The sequence below is a fragment of the Streptomyces purpurascens genome (assembly GCF_045040895.1).
In the GTDB taxonomy this organism is placed as follows: Bacteria; Actinomycetota; Actinomycetes; order Streptomycetales; family Streptomycetaceae; genus Streptomyces; species Streptomyces purpurascens.
The window spans coordinates 4,878,353-4,896,237 of record NZ_CP108341.1 but is presented as its reverse complement, the minus strand read 5'-3'; the positions used below and the strand labels follow the sequence as shown (position 1 = coordinate 4,896,237).

Annotated in this window: 16 protein-coding genes and 1 pseudogene; 9 read left to right on the top strand and 8 right to left on the bottom strand. The window is 72.5% G+C overall.

Translation table 11 applies throughout. The features are described 5' to 3' along the window. Positions 1 to 19: 19 nt before the first annotated feature. Positions 20 to 928, top strand: coding sequence for a hypothetical protein (locus OHU35_RS22320; RefSeq protein ID WP_405506576.1), 909 nt, complete (start codon positions 20 to 22; stop codon positions 926 to 928). A 222-nt stretch (positions 929 to 1,150) separates the two neighbouring features. Here the strand turns inward: OHU35_RS22320 and OHU35_RS22315 are convergent, their stop codons facing one another. Continuing rightward, positions 1,151 to 1,714 carry an FtsX-like permease family protein gene (locus tag OHU35_RS22315; RefSeq protein ID WP_405509303.1) on the bottom strand — a complete coding sequence of 188 codons (564 nt, stop codon included), beginning with the start codon at positions 1,712 to 1,714 and terminating at the stop codon, positions 1,151 to 1,153. Between the two features lie 409 nt (positions 1,715 to 2,123). Here OHU35_RS22315 and OHU35_RS22310 point away from each other — a divergent pair. Then, positions 2,124 to 2,231: pseudogene (locus OHU35_RS22310) on the top strand (DNA-binding response regulator); the annotation flags it as partial. On the opposite strand, the gene OHU35_RS22305 reads toward OHU35_RS22310, so the two are convergent. Together OHU35_RS22305 and OHU35_RS22300 are read right to left on the bottom strand one after the other, a co-directional pair. Continuing rightward, positions 2,216 to 2,686 carry an ABA4-like family protein gene (locus OHU35_RS22305; protein WP_189725583.1) on the bottom strand — a complete coding sequence of 157 codons (471 nt, stop codon included), beginning with the start codon at positions 2,684 to 2,686 and terminating at the stop codon, positions 2,216 to 2,218. The pseudogene OHU35_RS22310 and the gene OHU35_RS22305 sit on opposite strands and share 16 nt — an antisense overlap. Further along, positions 2,683 to 3,594 carry a hypothetical protein gene (locus OHU35_RS22300; protein ID WP_405509301.1) on the bottom strand — a complete coding sequence of 304 codons (912 nt, stop codon included), beginning with the start codon at positions 3,592 to 3,594 and terminating at the stop codon, positions 2,683 to 2,685. The genes OHU35_RS22305 and OHU35_RS22300 overlap by 4 nt, the downstream gene beginning before the upstream one ends. A gap of 187 nt (positions 3,595 to 3,781) precedes the next feature. Between OHU35_RS22300 and OHU35_RS22295 the strand changes: the two genes are divergently transcribed. From OHU35_RS22295 to OHU35_RS22275, 5 genes are all read left to right on the top strand, one after another. After that, a complete protein-coding gene (locus tag OHU35_RS22295) occupies positions 3,782 to 4,414 on the top strand; it encodes a MerR family transcriptional regulator (RefSeq protein WP_189725582.1) in 633 nt (210 codons plus the stop codon). A 52-nt stretch (positions 4,415 to 4,466) separates the two neighbouring features. After that, positions 4,467 to 4,787 carry a GYD domain-containing protein gene (locus OHU35_RS22290; RefSeq protein ID WP_189725581.1) on the top strand — a complete coding sequence of 107 codons (321 nt, stop codon included), beginning with the start codon at positions 4,467 to 4,469 and terminating at the stop codon, positions 4,785 to 4,787. A 32-nt stretch (positions 4,788 to 4,819) separates the two neighbouring features. Further along, positions 4,820 to 5,989, top strand: a complete 1,170-nt coding sequence (locus OHU35_RS22285; RefSeq protein WP_405506573.1) for a sensor histidine kinase — start codon at positions 4,820 to 4,822, stop codon at positions 5,987 to 5,989. After that, positions 5,986 to 6,699: a response regulator gene (locus tag OHU35_RS22280; RefSeq protein WP_405506571.1), complete on the top strand. Its 714-nt coding sequence runs from the start codon at positions 5,986 to 5,988 to the stop codon at positions 6,697 to 6,699. The genes OHU35_RS22285 and OHU35_RS22280 overlap by 4 nt, the downstream gene beginning before the upstream one ends. Before the next feature lie 95 nt (positions 6,700 to 6,794). Continuing rightward, entirely contained in the window at positions 6,795 to 7,964 is a 1,170-nt protein-coding gene (locus OHU35_RS22275) for a serine hydrolase domain-containing protein (protein WP_405506569.1), read from the top strand. 13 nt (positions 7,965 to 7,977) lie between these two features. On the opposite strand, the gene OHU35_RS22270 is transcribed toward OHU35_RS22275, so the two are convergent. The 3 genes from OHU35_RS22270 to OHU35_RS22260 form a co-directional block, all read right to left on the bottom strand. Continuing rightward, positions 7,978 to 8,658: a response regulator transcription factor gene (locus tag OHU35_RS22270; protein WP_189725577.1), complete on the bottom strand. Its 681-nt coding sequence runs from the start codon at positions 8,656 to 8,658 to the stop codon at positions 7,978 to 7,980. After that, positions 8,655 to 9,890, bottom strand: coding sequence for a sensor histidine kinase (locus OHU35_RS22265; protein ID WP_405506567.1), 1,236 nt, complete (start codon positions 9,888 to 9,890; stop codon positions 8,655 to 8,657). The genes OHU35_RS22270 and OHU35_RS22265 overlap by 4 nt, the downstream gene beginning before the upstream one ends. Before the next feature lie 109 nt (positions 9,891 to 9,999). After that, the gene (locus OHU35_RS22260) at positions 10,000 to 12,210 is read right to left on the bottom strand and encodes an MMPL family transporter (RefSeq protein WP_405506565.1); all 2,211 of its coding nucleotides are present in this window, start codon (positions 12,208 to 12,210) and stop codon (positions 10,000 to 10,002) included. Between the two features lie 349 nt (positions 12,211 to 12,559). On the opposite strand from OHU35_RS22260, the gene OHU35_RS22255 reads away from it, so the two are divergent. Then, positions 12,560 to 12,763 carry a cold-shock protein gene (locus tag OHU35_RS22255; protein WP_030846597.1) on the top strand — a complete coding sequence of 68 codons (204 nt, stop codon included), beginning with the start codon at positions 12,560 to 12,562 and terminating at the stop codon, positions 12,761 to 12,763. Positions 12,764 to 12,926: 163 nt separating this feature from the next. Continuing rightward, the gene (locus tag OHU35_RS22250) at positions 12,927 to 14,360 is read left to right on the top strand and encodes a DEAD/DEAH box helicase (protein ID WP_189725574.1); all 1,434 of its coding nucleotides are present in this window, start codon (positions 12,927 to 12,929) and stop codon (positions 14,358 to 14,360) included. 59 nt (positions 14,361 to 14,419) lie between these two features. Here the strand turns inward: OHU35_RS22250 and OHU35_RS22245 are convergent, their stop codons facing one another. Together OHU35_RS22245 and OHU35_RS22240 are read right to left on the bottom strand one after the other, a co-directional pair. Then, on the bottom strand, positions 14,420 to 16,036 hold the full coding sequence (locus OHU35_RS22245) for a hypothetical protein (RefSeq protein WP_405506562.1): 1,617 nt from the start codon (positions 16,034 to 16,036) through the stop codon (positions 14,420 to 14,422). Continuing rightward, positions 16,033 to 17,838, bottom strand: a complete 1,806-nt coding sequence (locus OHU35_RS22240) for a flavin-containing monooxygenase (protein WP_405506560.1) — start codon at positions 17,836 to 17,838, stop codon at positions 16,033 to 16,035. The genes OHU35_RS22245 and OHU35_RS22240 overlap by 4 nt, the downstream gene beginning before the upstream one ends. Between the last annotated feature and the right edge of the window lie 47 nt (positions 17,839 to 17,885).

Here is a 17,885-nt window from a genome sequence, read left to right as displayed (position 1 = left end):
CAGGGAGAGGGGTCGTCGGATGGGCAACAAAGGGAGCGTCGCGGTCGTGGTCGCCGGGCTGGTGCTGGCCGTCGGGGGGTGTGGGGGCGGTGGGGCCGGTGACGCAGACGGCTCGGCCGGAAGGAAATCGGCCTCGTCCACGCAGGTTCGGCCGCCGTCCGGGGAATTGGTGACGTGGGCGGGCGGTGTCTGCGAGTCGACGATCGCCCTCGATGATCTGCGGGCGGAGAGCGCCGCGGATCTGAAGGAGATCCGGGGCGCGGGCGAGGGGGATCTCGTCGCCGGGGCCACCGCCCTCGGCTATCTCTCCAGCACACCGTCGGCGGTGGACAGGGTGCAGAGCAGTCTGGAGGACCTCGGCCCGTCGGGCGTTCCCGCGGCCGACCGGATGCTCGATGCCTTGCGGAAAAAGGTGAGCGGTGTCGCGGCGAAACTCGAAGGGGTGTCACCGGCGGTGGGCCTCGAGGACGCCGGGGACAGTGCCGCGGACGTCGACAAGCAGGTGCAGACCCTCACCCCGCCGAAGCCGGACCTGCCCGCGCTGGCCATGAAGGATCCGCGACTCGCGGCCGCGTATCGGAAGGCCGAGCAGTGCGCCCCGGGCTGGAAGCCCGGCGAGGGGTCCGGCGATGCGGACACGCCCGCGCCCGACCCTTCCGGCCCGTTGCCCGAGGCGGCGGACGGCAAGAACTACGCGGCCTGCTCGGACGGCGGGTGCGAGGTCCTGGTGACCTCCACGGCGGACATCACGGCGAACGGGAGGAAGGTGCGTGTCTCCGTCGCGGACGACCACGTCACCTTCCGGACGGACGGCGCGGTGATGCAACTCGGTGGCACCGGCGGCGAGGCGGGGTTCGGCGACTCGCTGAAGGCGACCATCGTCGCGCACAACGAGGACGGTGCCGTGCTGAGGTTCAGCACCTCCTGAGCCGCACCCCGTCGGCCCGGGCGAGGGCGTCGCCGCGGGGCTGGGCGCGACGGTGGTGGCGGTGTCGAGATGACCGGTGAGTTCCTGGCCGACGGGCTCGGCACGGGCCGGGTCGGCCACGTCCCACAGCCGGACCGAATGGTCGCCGCCGGTCGGGCGCACGCAACGCCTTCCGCCCGGCCATCGGCCGCTGCCCTCACGGCCGGGGCTCCTCCCGGGCCGTCACGCCCGCCGCATCCGCCGCAGGGCGGCCCGGGCCGGGAGGACGGTGGCCGCCGTGGCGACCAGCAGGCATCCGGTGATCACGCCCGCGACCCAGGGCCAGGCCACCGCCAACTCGACCGGCAGGCCCAGTTCCTCGCGCAGGCCGTGGGCGGTGCCGAACAGGGCGGGGGCGGCCACCACCAGTCCCAGGGCGGCGCCCAGGGTGACGACGCAGCACGTCTCGGCCGCGAGCGTCAGCAGCACCTGGCGCGGTGTCGCACCGGACAGGCGCAGGACGCGGAAGTCCCGTGTCCGGCCGGCGGTGGCCGCCAGCAGGGTGGAGGCCACGGAGATCATGGTGTAGCCCGCCGTGATGGTGACGAGGATCAGGGTGAAGCGCCACACCAGCCGCTCCTCCTCCGCGTCGTCCGAGGCCGCGTACACCGCCACCGGCACCTGCTCGGCGCCGAGTCCGGCGGGGAGCGGGGCGGGGGTGGGGCTCGTGCGGTAGGCGACGTCCGCCAGTGCCGACGGGTCGTGGGCGCGTACCAGTTCGCGCGGCAGGAACACCTGGTACGGCATCGAGTCGTCCACCACGCCGGTCACACGCAGGCGCCCGGCACGGCCGTCCTCGAAGGTGAGTACGGCGGTACGGCCCTCCCGCCAGCCGTGCGCGGCGGCCACCGCTGCGGTGACGACGACCGTGTTCGCGCGAGGTGCCGGTGCCGTGTACGCCTGCTCGAAGCCGGGCGACACCCCGGCCGCCGACAGGGCGGCCCTGCCCTCTCCGCCGTAGACGGTCGTCGACAGCAGCGCCGTGCCCCCGGCCCGGGCGACCGCGGCGTCCGACAAACCCGGTGTCCCCCGAGGCACGACCGCCGCCCCGGCCCGTACGGCCGCGGCCTGCCGGGTGGTGTCGGCGCTCTGGGTGGTCTGCACGGCGCTGGTGATCAGAACGGCGAAGGCGACGGTCGCCAGCACCGGGGCGATCGCCGTCGCGAAGCACATCGCGAGCATCCTCCAGAAGCTCGACCTCCCCCCGTCGGCCCCCGACGACCACCGCCGTGTGCTGGCGGTACTGGCCTATCTCCGCGCCTGACCCGGAACCGGGCTGCCGGCGACGGCCCTTGGCTCTCCCCGCCGCTCCCTCACCGCCCGTACCCCCAGAAAGCCCAGAAACCCGAACGGCGACAGCAGCACCGTGAGGACCAGCAACGGCCCCATCAGCAGGGCGGAGATCTCCAGCCGCCTGCCCTCCCGGTACATCCACTGCCCGATCAGCAGATCCCAGCCGATGACCTGCGCCCAGACGGCCCCCGCCCCGTCCGGGAGAGCCGTCAGCTCGCGGAAGGTGCCGAGGTCCGGGCTGCTGACCGCGCTCCACAGCTCGGGGAACACCGGGACCGCGAGCGCGAGATAGACGAGCAGGACCGGCACCACCGTCAAGGGGGACCCGGCGATGCGGGCGGTCGGCCCCCACGCCGGCGCGAAGATCATGAGCAGCCAGACGGGTGCGGCCAGCAGGAAGGACAGCTCGAAGAGGAATCCGGTCATGGCACGAGGCCCTTCGGGTCGGGAGCGGCTTCGGCGTCGGTGGCCCTGGGCGCAAGGGGCGTCCGCAGGGATGCGTACGTCCCGAGCGCGACGGCCAGCAGGATCAGGCCGGCCGCCCCGAGCGTCGCTCCGTCCGGGCCGGTCAGCGGCTGGCCGCGCAGCGCCTGCCACAGGAGCAGGGCGAAAAGGGCGGCGTACGCCCCCGAGGCGAGAAGCACGAGGCGCAGTCGCACCCGGTCGTCGGCCAGCCGGGCGAACCGCGGGGCCAGGAGGCTCAGCACCATGACCAGCAGCGGCAGGAGTTGGAGCGCGTGCATGCCGAAGAAGTGCGGGATCCGCAGATCGCCGCCGGTGGTGGACCAGCCGGTCAGCGGCATCGAGGGACCCCCGTCCGGCACGCCCACGCTGTGCGCGCCGACCACCTTGGAGACGCCGCGCCGCTGCCCGGGCGCCGGCTGGGTCATCAGGAAGCCGACGGCGGCCCCGGCCAGCGCCAGGAGGATTCCGCAGCGCACGGCCCAGGCGGATGCCCGGTCGGCGATGCGGGCCCGGAGCAGCAGCACGGCCACGACGAGCGTGCCGGCCCAGAGGATGACGACCGTGACGGCCATCGCGTTGAACAGCGCCTCGTCGAACGGAGTCGCGTAGTTGAAGTGGCTGCGCTTCCCGCGGACGACCTGCCCGGTGATGATCACCATCTCGACGAGGCTGGCCAGCGCGACGACGGTCCCCGCCCACCAGCCCGCGCGCCGGTTGCCGGGGAGGAGCGACAGCATCCAGGCGAGGGAGAGGCAGTACGCCACGAACGAGACCGCGAACTTGAACGGCTTGGCCCAGATCGGCGCCCCCACGAGGACGCGGTCGTCGACCAGGAGCCCCACCGCGGACACGACCGCCATCACCGCCATCGCGGCCGAGAACAGCACCAGCGGTCGATGCCAGGACGACGTACGTAAGGACACCACCATGCCCACCCCTCCCCGTGAATGGATAGCAGCACTATCCGCTATCCGATAGCTGAACTATCTATCATGGGAGCCGGGTCGGCAAGGGCCGGCGCGGCGGGCAGGCAGAAAACCGAGGAGTGAACCGGCATTGCGTATCGGTGAGTTGAGCCGGAAGACCGGGGTGCCGGTGCCGACGATCAAGTACTACGTCCGCGAAGGCCTGCTGCCCGGGGGCGAGCTGACCAGCCGGAACCAGGCCAGCTACGGCGAACCGCACGAGCGCCGGCTCCAGCTGATCCGCGCCCTGGCCGATGTGGGCGGCATGAAGGTGGCCGAGATCGCGGAGGTCCTGGCGGCCGTCGACGACCCGGAGCGCCCGCTGCACAAGGTGCTCGGCTCCGCCGCGCGCCCCATGAGCGGGCCGGACGGCGAGAACGACGACGCCGAGTCGGCGGCGGCCCGTGCCGCTGTCACCGACCTCATCTCCCGACGAGGCTGGCGCACCCACCCGTCGAACCCCGCGGCCGCCGATCTGTCCGAGGCCCTCGCCGCCATGGCCCGGCTGGGTCATGGCGCCTTCGCCGATCTGCTCGACACCTACGCCGACGCCGCCGAACAAGTCGCCCGCGCCGATCTCGCGTACGTGGACCGGCACCTGGCGATCGAGGAGAAGGTGGAGGGCGTGGTGATCGGCACGGTCCTCGGCGAGGCGGTCCTCAGCTCGCTCCGCCGTCTGGCCCATGTCGACGCGTCGGCCAGGCTGTATGACGCGGGCGAGTGAATGCGGCGGCCGCGCCGGTAGCGGCCGAGGGGCCCCCGGGAAGGCATGCCCCATGCCGAAATTCCTGATCCAGGCCACGTACACGCCCGAAGGCACCAAGGGGCTGCTCAAGGAAGGTGCCAGTGGGCGGCGGGCTGTCGTCGATCAGGTGGTCTCCGGTCTCGGTGGGGAGGTCGAGGCCATGTACTTCGCCTTCGGGGCCGACGACCTCGTGATGATCGTGGACTTTCCCGACACCGTCTCCATGGCCGCCGTCAGCCTCACCGTCAAGGCCAGCGGTGCCGTGCGGTCCCGGGCGACCCCGCTCCTCACCCTCGACGAGATCGACGAGGCCACCCGCCGGCAGGTCGCCTTTCGCGCGCCTGGAGCGTAAGCACCCGTCAGGGCGCATTACCTTGGGGAGGCATGGGGGGCTTACGCGGAGATCCGCGAGGGTGGTGGGAGCGGGGACGGGCGCTGTCGGCGGCCAATCCGCTCGTCGTCGACATCGGCATCGCGCTGCTCGTGCAAGGCGCGATGACCATGCCGTTCGTCGTGCCGCGAGCGGCCGGGCTGCCGCCCGCGACCTGGGGCGCGTACGGGCTGAGCACACTCACCGTGCTGCCCCTGGTCTGGCGGCGGCGCGCTCCCCTCGCCGTGCTGTTCGCGGTGCTGACCGCGAACGCGCTGTACGGGCTGGCGGCGGACGGGCCCGGGCAGCCGCTGCCGTACACCGGACTCGTGGTCGTCTACACGATTGCCGCCCTGTCGCCCGCGCGGAAGCGGCTCGTCACCGGGGCTGTGCTCCTGGTCGCCGTGCCGGTGGGGGTGTGGCTCAACACGCGGTCCGCGCGTGAACTGACCTTCTCCCTCATCGTGTTCACGGCCGCCTATGTCTTCGGGCGGCTCACCGACGCCCGTCAGCGGGCGAACCGCGTCGAGGCCGAGCAGGCCGCCGCCCGCGAACGGGCCCGGATCGCACGGGAGATGCACGACATCCTCTCCCACGCGGTGAGCCTGATGATCGTGCAGGCGGAGGCCGGGCCGGTGGCGGTGCGTGCCGCGCCCGAGCGGGCGGAGGCCGCCTTCGACGCGATCTCCTCGACCGGGCGGGACGCCATGACGCAGCTGCGCCGGATGCTGGGCGTGCTGCGGGAGGGTGACGACGACAGCGCCGCCCCTCGCGAGCCGCAGCCGGGGCTCGCGGAGCTGCCCGCACTCCTCGACCGGGTGCGGGCCGGGGGCCTCGACGTCACGTACGGGACGTCGGGCGACGTCCGGCCCGTGCCGGAGGCGGTCGCCGCCACCGTCTTCCGGATCGTCCAGGAGTCCCTGACCAATACCGTCCGGCACGCCGGAGCACGTACCGTCGCGGTACAACTCACCTACGGAAGCAGTGACTTGGATGTCAGGGTGACCGATGACGGGCACGGGCCGCGACCCGGCCGCGGCGGGCGCGGGCACGGGCTCGCCGGGATACGGGAGCGGGCCGCCGCACACGGAGGGAGCGCGGTGACCGGGCGGGGAGCGGACGGGCGGGGGTTCGAGGTGCGCGTGACGATCCCCGTACCGGCCGCCGCGGAGGTGGCGCGGTGACGATCCGTGTCGTGGTGGCCGATGACCAGGAGCTGGTGCGCAGCGGCTTCGCGATGATCCTGGACGTGCAGCCGGACATCGAGGTCGTCGCCGAGGCGGGCGACGGGGCCGAGGCGGTCGAGGCGGTGCGGCGGCACGCGCCCGATGTGGTGCTGCTCGACATCAGGATGCCGCGCATGGACGGGATCGAGGCCTGCCGCGCGATCAGCGCCCTGGGCGACTGCCGGACCGTGATGCTCACGACCTTCGACTCCGACGAGTACGTCTACGAGGCGCTGCACGCGGGCGCGAGCGGCTTCCTGCTCAAGGACGTACGCCGGGACGATCTCGTGCAAGCCGTACGGGTCGTCGCCCGGGGCGACTCGCTGCTCGCGCCGTCCGTGGCCCGGCGTCTGGTCGAGCAGTACACACGGCCCGCCGCCGCCCGGCCCCGTCGCCCCGATCCCCGTCTGGACGTGCTGACCGGGCGGGAGCGGGAGACGCTGCTGCTGCTCGCGCGGGGCCTGTCGAACGCCGAGATCGCCGCCGAGCTGGTGGTCAGCGACCACACGGTGAAGACGCATGTCGGCAACGTGCTGGCGAAGCTGGGGTTGCGGGACCGGATCCAGGCCGTGATCTGCGCGTACGAGTCGGGGCTGATCGCGGCCGGTGATCCCCCGCCCGGGGGACCCGGCCCGGCCGGTTCCTCCCCCGCGTCGGCGAGGAACTGACGCCCCGGAACCGCCCGCGGGGGCGATCCGCCGGGCGCCTCGGGTCCGGAGGATGGAACCGTCCAGAACACCGGTTCCGATCAACGGAGTTGACCATGACCCGTACCCGTTTACTGGCCGCCGTGCTCGTCGCGGGGGTGGTCGTGGCGGGGCCGTCGGTCGTCCCGGCCGCCGCGTCCGGCCCGGCCGCCCCGACCGCCGTGGTGTCCGCGCAGTCCCCCGACACCGCCCTGGAGACCGCCATCGCCGGCCTGCCCACGGCCGACGCGACCGCCGCGCTCGTGCGGGTCGGCGGCAAGGAGGGCACCTGGCAGGGCAGTTCGGGCGTGCACGACCTGCGGACCAACCGGCCCGCCGACCCCGCCGCCCGCTTCCGCGCCGGTTCCGTGACCAAGGTCTTCACCGCGGCGGTCGCCCTGCAACTGGCCTCCGAGGGCCGGCTGGACCTGGACCGCAGTGCCCGCTCGTATCTGCCGGAGCTGATCCCGGCGTCGTACGCGGGCGTCACCGTCCGGCAGCTCCTGAACCACACGCACGGCATCCCGGCCCCCGACTTCCCCGGCACCACGGTCGAGGAGGCGTACGCGAACCGCTTCCAGATCCACGACCCCCGGGACATGGTCCGCTCGGCGACGTCGAAGGCACCGGAGTTCGCGCCGGGCGAGCGGCAGCACTACCTCAACATCGGCTACACGATCGCCGGTCTGATCATCGAGCGGGTCACCGATGACTCCTACGAGCGTCAGGTCGCCCGGCGGGTGCTCAAGCCGCTGGGGCTGTGTGACACCTACTTCCCGGGGGCGAACCCGCGGATCGTCGGGCCGCACAACCACGGCTACCAGAGGATGCGGCTGGACGACGGCACGGTCGGGCTCCGCGACGTGTCCGTGTGGGGCTCGACGGACGGGTGGGCGGCCGGGGACATCGTGTCGACCACGGCGGACCTGGAGCGGTTCACCCAGGCCCTGTTCCAGGGCCGGGTCGTGCGCGGGCCGCTGCTGGACGAGATGTTCACCCTGCCGAAGGTGACCGACTCCAAGACCGGGAAGCCGGCCGCGTACTCCGTCGGCCTCTCGATGAAGGTGCTGGGCGGCCGCGAGGTGTGGGGCAAGACGGGCGGGCGCTGGGGGTACAACGCGGCCATCGCCGGCACCCGCGGTGGCTCCCGCACCCTCGTCTACAGCGTCAACTCCACCGACGCCAAGGGCCAGGACATGAACAAGGTGGCCGAGACCATCATGGTGGCGACGTACGGCAGGCCCTAGCCGCCCGCCCCCCTCACCCCGCGGGCGGCGTCGCCCGTACCAGGCCCGTCTGGTAGGCGATGACGACCAGTTGCGCGCGGTCGCGGGCACCCAGTTTGGTCATGGCCCGGTGGATGTGGGTGCGCACGGTCAGCGGGCTGACCGTGAGGTCCTCGGCGATCTCGCTGTTGGACCGGCCGTCCGCGGCCAGGGCCATCACCTCGCGCTCGCGGACCGTGAGGTCGGCGAGGCGTTCCGGCGGTGCCAGATGGGTGCCGGGGGCGGGGGCCAGCAGGAAGCGGGTGATGAGGGAGCGGGTGGCGGCCGGTGAGAGGAGGGACTCGCCGGAGGCCACCGTGCGCAGGCCGGTCAGCAGGGTGTCGGCGGTGACGTCCTTGCCGAGGAAGCCGCTGGCACCGGCGCGCAGGGCCTCGGCGACGTAGTCCTCGGTCTCGAAGGTGGTCAGGATGAGGACCCGGGTGGCGGACAGCTCCGGGTCGGCGCAGAGGGCCGCGGTGGCGGCGAGGCCGTCGGTGCCGGGCATGCGGATGTCCATCAGGACGATGTCGGGGCGGTGGGCGCGGGTCAGCTCCACCGCCTCCGCGCCGTCGGAGGCCTCGGCGACCACCTCCATGTCCGCGCAGGAGTCGATGAGGATCCGGAACGTGGCCCGCAGCAGGGCCTGGTCGTCGGCGAGCAGCACCCTGATGGTCATGGCGTGGTTCCTTCCGCGAGGTCGGGGGAGGGTTGCAGCGGCAGGGCGGTGGTGACCTCGAAACCGCCCTGCGGGCGGGGGCCGGCGCACAGCTCGCCGCCGATGGAGTGGGCGCGTTCGCGCATGCCCACCACGCCGAAGCCGCGGCCCTGGGCGGCCTCCGGCTTGCTGGGGCCGTCGTTGACGACCGCGATCAGCAGGCGGGAGCCGGTATAGACGAGGCGGACGTGGGCGGCCTCGGCGGCGGCGTGCTTGGCGACGTTGGTGAGGGCCTCCTGCACGATCCGGTAGGCCGTCAGATCCACCCCCGGTGAGAGCTGCTCCGGCTCCCCCTCCGTCGTGACGGTGACCTGAAGGCCCGCCGACTCGCACGCCGCGACCAGCTCGGGCAGCCGGGCCAGGCCCGGGGACGGTTCCAGCCCCGGGGAGCCGGGGTCGTCGTCGTTGTCACGCAGCAGGCCGAGCGTGGCCTTCAGCTCCCGCAGCGCGGAGGACGTGGTGCCGGTCAGGTCGGTGAGGATCCTCTTGGTCTGCTCGGGGCTGGTGAGGGCGAGGTGTGCCGCAGTGCCGGCCTGGGCGTTGGCCAGGGCCATGTGATGCGCGACCACGTCATGGAGCTCCCGGGCGATGCGCATCCGCTCCTCGGTGACGCGCAGGCGGGCCTCCTCCTCCCGGGTGCGCTCGGCGTGTTCGGCGCGGGCCTGCACCGACTGGAGGTAGGCGCGCCGCAGCTGGGTCGTCTTGCCCGCGGCGAGCGGCAGCATCAGCCAGAAGACCGGGCCGATCGTCCTGAGCACCAGCGAGACATGGTTCATGGAGTCGGAGAACACGGCCGCGAGCGTCAACGCCACCAGGGTGGTGAGGCCGTAGACGCGGATGGACCTGCGGTCGGTGAGCGCGGCCAGCCAGTAGAGCGCCGCCATGACCGGGGCCAGCAGCAGGGGCGTGACCAGGTAGCCCAGCGCGACCGCGGCCACCGTGGAGACCCCGGCCACGACGACGGCGGTGCGCGGGTGCGTGCGGTGCTTGAGCAGGACGAGGCAGGCCACTCCCATGAGGACGGTCGCGGTCTTGTCCTGGTCCGGCGGGGCGGCGCCGGGCATGGTGAGCGAACCGCCGAGGGCCGCGCAGCCCATCAGCGCCAGGCCCATCACCAGATCGACGAGGAACGTGTGGCGTGCCGAGAACTCCTCGAGGCGATCGGCGTAGCGCCGCTCCAGGCTGATACTCATCGGGCTCTCCGGTCGGTGGGGCTGGGGACCATCGTGGTCGACTCCGGGCGGGAAAGCCCGAGGGGCCGCCCGTGTCCTTCGCCACGGGCGGCCCTGGTGAGGGGTGGGGTCAGGTGCGCGCCGGTTCCAGATCGGGGGCGGTGTCCGCGGCCGGATCCGTCCCGGGCCGGCGGCTCAGCGCCTCGCCCTCCACGTCCACGCGGGGCAGCGCCCGGTCCAGCCACTTCGGCAGCCACCACGCCTTGTCGCCGAGCAGGGCCAGCACGGCCGGCACGATCGCCATCCGTACGACGAAGGCGTCGAAGAGGACGGCGGAGGCGAGCCCGAACCCGATCATCTTGATCATGGAGTCGCTCTCGCCGATGAAACCGGCGAAGACCGCGATCATGATCAGGGCCGCCGCCACGACCACGCGGGCGCTGTGCCGGAAGCCGGACGTGACCGCCTGCGCGGACGACTCGCCGTGGACGTACGCCTCCCGCATCCGTGAGACGAGGAACACCTCGTAGTCCATCGCCAGGCCGAAGACGATGCCCACCAGGAAGATCGGCATCAGGCTCATGATCGGGCCGGTCTGCTCCACACCGAGGAGCTCCGCGCCGTGGCCCTGCTGGAAGACCACGACGACCGCGCCGAGCGAGGCCAGCACCGACAGCAGGAAGCCGAGGGCCGCCTTGAGCGGGACGAGCAGCGACCGGAAGACCACCAGCAGCAGGACGATCGCCAGACCGACCACGACGATCAGATACGGGACCAGCGCGGCCTGCACCTTCTCGGCGATGTCGATGTTCATCGCGGTGCTGCCGGTCACCTCGTAGCTCGCGCCGGTGCCGGACTCGATGCCGGGCCGCTCGTCCCGGATGGTCGTGACCAGGGTCTTGGTCTTCTCGTCGGTCGGCGCGGTGGACGGCACGACGGAGAAGACGGCGGTGTCGCCGGCGGTGTTGAAGCGCGCCGGGGAGACGGACACGACGCCCTTGGTGGCGCCGATCTCCTGGGCGATCGAGTCCGCGGCCCCCTTGGGGTCGGCGGCGCCCTTGCCGTCCACGACGATGGTCAGCGGCCCGTTGAAGCCCGGCCCGAAGCCCTCGGCGAGCGCGTCGTAGGCCCGGCGCTCGGTGGTGGAGGTGGGCTTGGCCTCGTCCCCGGGCATGCCCAGCTGGAGGTCGGCCGCGGGCAGCGCGAGGGCGCCGAGGCCGACGACGCCGAGGAGCAGGACGGGTATCGGGCGCCGCAGGACGAACCGGGCCCAGCGGGCGCCGCCGTTGGTCCCGGTGCTCTCCTCGATCCGGCCGCTCTTGCGGGACCGGCGCGGCAGCACCGCGTTCGGCCAGAAGCCGAGGAACGCCGGGACGAGGGTCAGCGCGATCAGCACGGCGACGACGACCGCGCCCGCCGCGGCCAGGCCCATCTTGGTGAGCATCGGGATACCGACCACGGCGAGCCCGGCCAGCGCGATGACGACGGTGAGCCCGGCGAAGACCACCGCGGACCCGGCCGTGCCGACGGCCATGCCGACAGCCTCCTGCGGCGTACTGCCCTTGGCGCGCTCCTCCCGGTAGCGGGACACCACGAACAGGGCGTAGTCGATGCCGACGGCGAGGCCCAGCATCATCGCCAGGGTGCCGGTGGTGGTGGACAGGCCGAGGGCGCTCGCCAGGGCGAGGATCGTGGCCATGCTGACGCCGACGCCGATGACGGCGGTCAGCAGGGGCAGCCCGGCGGCGGCCAGCGAGCCGAAGGTGACGAGGAGCACGACGGCGGCGATCGCGACGCCGATCACCTCGGCCATGCCGCCCGGCCCGCCCTCGGCGGCCAGCGCGGTGCCGCCCGCCTCGACGGTCAGCCCGGCGTCCCGGGCTCCCTCGATGGTGTGCTCCAGCTGGGTCCGGCTGGCGTCGGTGAGGTCGGTGGACTTGACCTTGTAGGTGACGGTCGCGAAGGCGGTCGAGCCGTCCTTGCTGATCGTCCTCGCCTGGAACGGGTCGACGGCGCTCGCGACCTGCGTGCCGTCGCCCAGGCCGGTCACGGCCTTCTCGATGGCCTCCTTGTTCTCGGCGGCGGTCACCTTCCCGCCGCCCGGCGCGATGAAGACGACCCGGGCGGTCGCCCCGTCGGCCGTGGCGCCGGGGAAGCGCTGTTCCATGAGGTCGAACGCCTTCTGGGACTCGATGCCGGGCATCGAGAACTCCTCGTCGACGGCCCCCGGCGCCTTGAGGGCGCCGAGCCCCACGGCGGCCAGCACGGCCGCCCAGACCAGGGCGACGTACCAGCGTCGCCGGAAGGCCAGACGGCCCACTCGATACAGGAAAGTTGCCACGGCAGCAGGTCTCCACATCCGGTGTCGATCGTCCGCCCAGCGTGTCCGTGACAAGGCCCCCGCGTCGTCGTGCGGCTGCCGACAATCCGGGGTACTGAGAACGCAGTACGACGGCCCCCTGTGTCCGCCTCGGGTACGACATTCCCCGGCCCTCCCCGACGACCTGTGCTACCTTGGCTGGTGTTGCAGTTTTGGTTCCCAGAGACTTCGAGTGCTCTATCGACCTTCGTCGACGAGCACTCTTTTTAGTTTCCGAGGATTTTCGGATCTCTCCGAGGGTGATCATTGCGGCGACTCCGAGTCCGTAAAGTGCGGATCTCGGGTATTTGCCCCTCAAGGGAGATTCACTATGGCAACTGGCACCGTGAAGTGGTTCAACGCGGAAAAGGGCTTCGGCTTCATCGAGCAGGAGGGTGGCGGCCCGGACGTCTTCGCCCACTACTCGAACATCGCCACCTCCGGCTTCCGCGAGCTTCAGGAAGGCCAGAAGGTCACCTTCGACGTCACGCAGGGCCAGAAGGGCCCGCAGGCCGAGAACATCGTTCCCGCCTGACGCTGACGCGTTCGACGTGATCGGGGCCCGCACCCATGTGGTGCGGGCCTCCGCACGTTTCATTCCCTACCCGGCTCATTCTTGCGAATCCTGGTGCGGCCCCCCAGAGGCCGTCTGACCTCCGGGAATTCCCCGATACGTGCCGCATCGAGGAAGGATCCCCTTGGATCGCACCGCTCGCAAGAACAACGGCTCGCCCCACTCCCGCAGGACGGGGGGCCGGAACAACTCCTCCCGTGCGGCCGGCGCGGGACGCGGCGGCCCCCGGCGCCGTACCGCGCCCGGCGGCGAGTTCGCGCCGCCCGCCACCCTCACTCCGGCCCTGCCCGCCGTCGAGGCGTTCGCCGACCTCGACCTGCCCGAGCGGCTGCTGACCGCGCTGCAGGGCGAGGGCGTGGTGGAGCCCTTCCCGATCCAGGCGGCGACGCTGCCGAACTCGCTGGCCGGGCGGGACGTCCTGGGCCGCGGACGCACGGGGTCGGGCAAGACCCTCGCCTTCGGCCTGGCCGTGCTGGCCCGTATCGACGGGCAGCGGGCCGAGCCCAAGCAGCCGGTGGCCCTCGTCCTCGTGCCCACCAGGGAACTGGCCCAGCAGGTCACCGACGCGCTCACCCCCTACGCCCGCGCGCTGCGCCTGCGGCTCGCCACGGTGGTCGGCGGGATGTCGATCGGCCGTCAGGCGAGCGCGCTGCGCGCCGGAGCCGAGGTCGTCGTCGCAACGCCCGGCCGGCTCAAGGACCTCATAGACCGTGGCGACTGCCGGCTGGACCGGGTCTCGGTCACCGTCCTGGACGAGGCCGACCAGATGACCGACATGGGCTTCATGCCGCAGGTGACGGCCCTGCTCGACCAGGTGCGCCCCGATGGCCAGCGGCTGCTGTTCTCGGCCACGCTGGACCGCAACGTCGACCGTCTGGTCCGCGGCTACCTCCACGATCCCGTGGTCCACTCGGTCGATCCGTCGGCGAACACGGTCACCACGATGGAGCATCACCTGCTGCACGTGGAGGACGACGACAAGCACGCCACCACGACGGAGATCGCCGCCCGCGACGGACGCGTGATCATGTTCCTGGACACCAAGCACGCCGCCGACCGGCTGGCCAAGAAGCTGCTGGCCGTCGGGGTGCGCGCCTCGGCCCTGCACGGCGGGAAGTCCCAGTCCCAGCGCACCCGGACGCTGGCCCGGTTCAAGGACGGCGAGGTCACGGTCCTGGTGGCCACCAACGTCGCCGCCCGCGGCATCCACGTCGACAACCTCGACCTCGTCGTCAACGTGGACCCGCCCGGCGACCACAAGGACTATCTGCACCGGGGCGGCCGTACCGCCCGGGCCGGCGAGTCGGGCACCGTCGTCACGCTGGTCCTGCCGCACCAGCGGCGCGAGACGGCCCGTCTGATGGCGGACGCCGGCATCACGCCGCGGATCACCCGGGTCCGCTCGGGCGAGGCCGAACTGAACCGCATCACCGGCGCCCAGGCGCCCTCGGGCGTGCCCGTCGTCCTCACCCCGCCGCCCGCCGAGAACCGCCCCGCCCGCACGGGTACCGCCCCGCGCGCCCGGCGCGGCAGGCCCTCCCGGGGCCGCCGCCGCTGAACCGCCGCACGGAGCGCGATCCGCGCTCCGTGCCGCCCTGTTCATTTCGCCACGTGTCGCTACGGGTCGCTCCGCGCCGGAGTCAGCCGCACCACCGTTCCCTCCCCGTTCGCGGACAGCAGCAGGGAGCCGTCCGGGGCCGCGGTGAGGCCCGCGAACCGGTGGGCCAGGCCGGGGACCTGGTGGGTGAACAGGGCAGGGGCAGGGCGGGGGTCGGTGCCCGGTGGGATGCCGACCGCCAGCGATTCGGCCTCGACACGGGCGGCACCTGTCGTCAGGGAGACCGACCACAGCCGGCGGTGCTCGGTGTCCACGGTGAAGAGTTCGTCGCCGTGGACGGCGAGGCCCTGTGGGGCGCCGAGGCCCTCGGCGACCGGTACCGCCTCGCCGTCGTCGATGCGCAGGATCGCTCCGCGCCGGTCGTCGCTGACGTAACAGCGCTGCCCGGCGTCGAGGGCCACGTCCACGGGGTGGTCGAGGCCCTCGGCGAGGACGGTCACCGTGTCGGTCCCGTCGATGGCGACCACGCGGCCCGCGCCCGTCTCGGCGACGACCAGGGCGCCGTCGGCCCGGGTCGCGATGCCCAGGGGCTGGTTCAGGCCGTTCGCCCGGAGCCGGGTCGTCCCGGCCGCGGGGTCGTAGGTCTGGACGGTGCCGAACTGCGAGGTGGTGTGCAGGAGATCGCCGTCGGCCGTGATGCCGTGGAAGAAGGGCTGGAGGATCTCCGTGGTCACGTCGCCCGAGCCGCCCTCGTCGGGTTGTTCCGGCCGGGCCACCCGGTAGTGGTCGGCCGCGTACACCGTGCCGCCGAGGTCGATCGTCACGCCGTAGGGGCCGTCCAGGCCGCGGGGCACCACGGGGCGGGTGCGGCCGTCGGGACGCAGTTCCGTGATGCCGCCGCTGGCGAAGCTGGAGACGAACATGCGGTTCTCCGCGTCGAACGCGGCGTTGTCCAGGCCCGTGACCCCGCTGGTGACCAGTGAGCGCGAGCCCGAGCCGTGCAGGTCGACGCGGGTGACGATGCCCTCGGGGCCGCGCGACAGGACGTGGAGGACACCGCCCAGGTCGAAGCGGACCGCGACCGGGTCGTGGACGTCCTCGGCGACCACCTCGGGCACCCCGCCGTCCGGGGGGATGCGCCAGACCTGCCTGCTGATCATGTGCGGGTAGTAGAGGCAGCCGTCCGGGCCCAGTTGCATCGCGTTGCCGAAGGCCAGTCCGTCGGTGAGGACGACCGGGTCGCCGCCCTCGGGGAAGAGCTCCAGCAGCCGGCCGTTCATCTTCATCTCGTTGACGAAGAGCCGGTCGCCGACGCAGGTGATGCCGTTGGGCACCCGCACCTCGGCGGAGACCAGGGTGTACTCGCCCTCGGGGCTGCGGCGCCACACCCGGCCGGGGACCAGGTCGGCGATGTACATCGAGCCGTCCGCCCCGAAGGCCAGGTCGTCGGGCGACTCGACGGGGCCGTCCATCGGGACGACGACCTCGACGTCCCCGGTGGCCGGGTCCACGGCGCTGATCTTCCCGGCGAGGAACTGGGCGACGTACAGCCGCCCGTCCGGGCCGAACGCCACGCCGTTGGAACCCCACAGCGGATTGGGCGGGTTGAGGCGTTCGGCCTGCCGGTGGGAGCCGCGCACCTCACCCGCGTCGTACCGGCTCGAACCGCCCGTCACGATCCCAGCACCTCGGACATGCCGCCCTCCGCGCGCCAGCGTCTGATCAGCTCGTAGAACGCGACCGGGCCGTCGCCGTAGGACTCGCTGCGGGGCCTGGGCATGCCCTCGCCGTTGTAGTAGCCGGGGGTGCACTCGGACTGGAACGTGTACAGGTCCGCCGACTTCTGACGGATCGTGTCTCGCCAGGCGGCCTCGGCCTCGGCCGTCGGCTCCACGCACGGGGCCTGGCGCCTGACCGCTTCGGCGATCACCTCGGCGACATGGGTGGCCTGTTCGTCCAGGACGTGCACGTAGTTCACGGAGCTGGCGCTCTGTACGGAGCCGAGCATGAACAGGTTGGGGAAACCCCGGCTGTAGAAGCCGTGCAGGGTCCTCGGGCCGGTCTTGCGCCAGGACTCCAGCAGGGCGGTGCCGTCCCGGCCGTACGCGGGGAGCTGCCCGGACAGCAGCCCGGAGACGCCGACCTCGAAGCCGGTGCCGAAGACGACGCAGTCGACCTCGTACTCCACCCCGCCCACCACGACGGCGTGCTCGGTGACGCGCTCGACGCCCCCGTGGTCGGCCGTGTCCACGAGGGTGACGTTCGGCCGGTTGAAGGTCTCCAGGTACAGGTCGCTGAAGGTGGGCCGTTTGCACATGTAGCGGTACCAGGGCTTGAGCTTCTCGGCCGTCGCCGGGTCCTCGACGATTCTCTCCACCCGGGCCCGCAGCTCGTTCATCTTCTGGAAGTCGGCGATCTCCTCCAGGCGTTCGCGCTCCTCGGGCGTGAGGGCGTCGTAGCTGTTGGTCGGGATGAGCTTCTGCTGGAGGCGGGCGCTGCTGGTCCAGCCGTCGGCGACCAGGTCCTCCTCGGTGCGGCCGCCCGTGACGACCGCGAGGAAGTTGTCCCTGCGCTCCCGGGCCCAGCCGGGCTTCAGCGAGCCGGCCCACTCGGGGTCCGTGGGGCGCTGTCCGCGCACGTCCACGGAGGACGGGGTGCGCTGGAACACGTACAGGTGCCGGGCGTCCCGGCCCAGATGCGGGACGACCTGGATGGCCGTGGCGCCCGTGCCGATGAGGGCCACGCGCTTGTCGGCGAGCCCCGTCAGTCCGCCGTTCGCGTCGCCGCCGGTGTAGTCGTAGTCCCAGCGGCTGGTGTGGAACATGTGCCCCTTGAAGGTCTCGATGCCTTCGATCCCGGGCAGCTTGGGCTGGCTGAGCAGGCCCGTCGCCACGACGATGTGCCGGGCGGTCATCCGGTCGCCGCGGTCGGTGCCGATGACCCACACGGACTCGGCCTCGTCCCAGCGCAGTTCGCTCACCTGCGTCCGGAGGCAGGCGTCGCGGTAGAGGTCGAAGTGCCGTGCGATCGCCTCGGCGTGCTCCCTGATCTCCTCGCCCGGCGCGTACTTCCACTTCGGGACGTAGCCGAGCTCCTCCAGCAGGGGCAGGTAGACGTACGACTCGATGTCGCAGTGGATCCCCGGGTACCGGTTCCAGTACCAGGTGCCGCCGAAGTCGGCGCCCTTCTCGATGATCCGGATGTCCCGCAGGCCCGCCTGGCGCAGCCGGGCGGCGGCGAGCAGGCCGCCGAACCCGCCGCCGACGACCGCCACCTCGACGTGGTCGTGCAGGGGCTCCCGGGTGAAGCCGGGCTCGGCGTGCGGGTCCTCGTCGAAGTGGCCGAACTCGCCCGCGGTACGGCGGTACTGGCGGTTGCCGTCCGGACGGATCCGCCGGTCGCGCTCGGCCCGGTACCGCTCGCGCAGGGCGTCCGGGTCGAATCCCAGGGCTGACACGGGGGTGTGGGGGGTGGACATGCGTGTCCTCTTCCTCTCGCGGTGTGCCGTAGGTGAGGGGTCGGGTG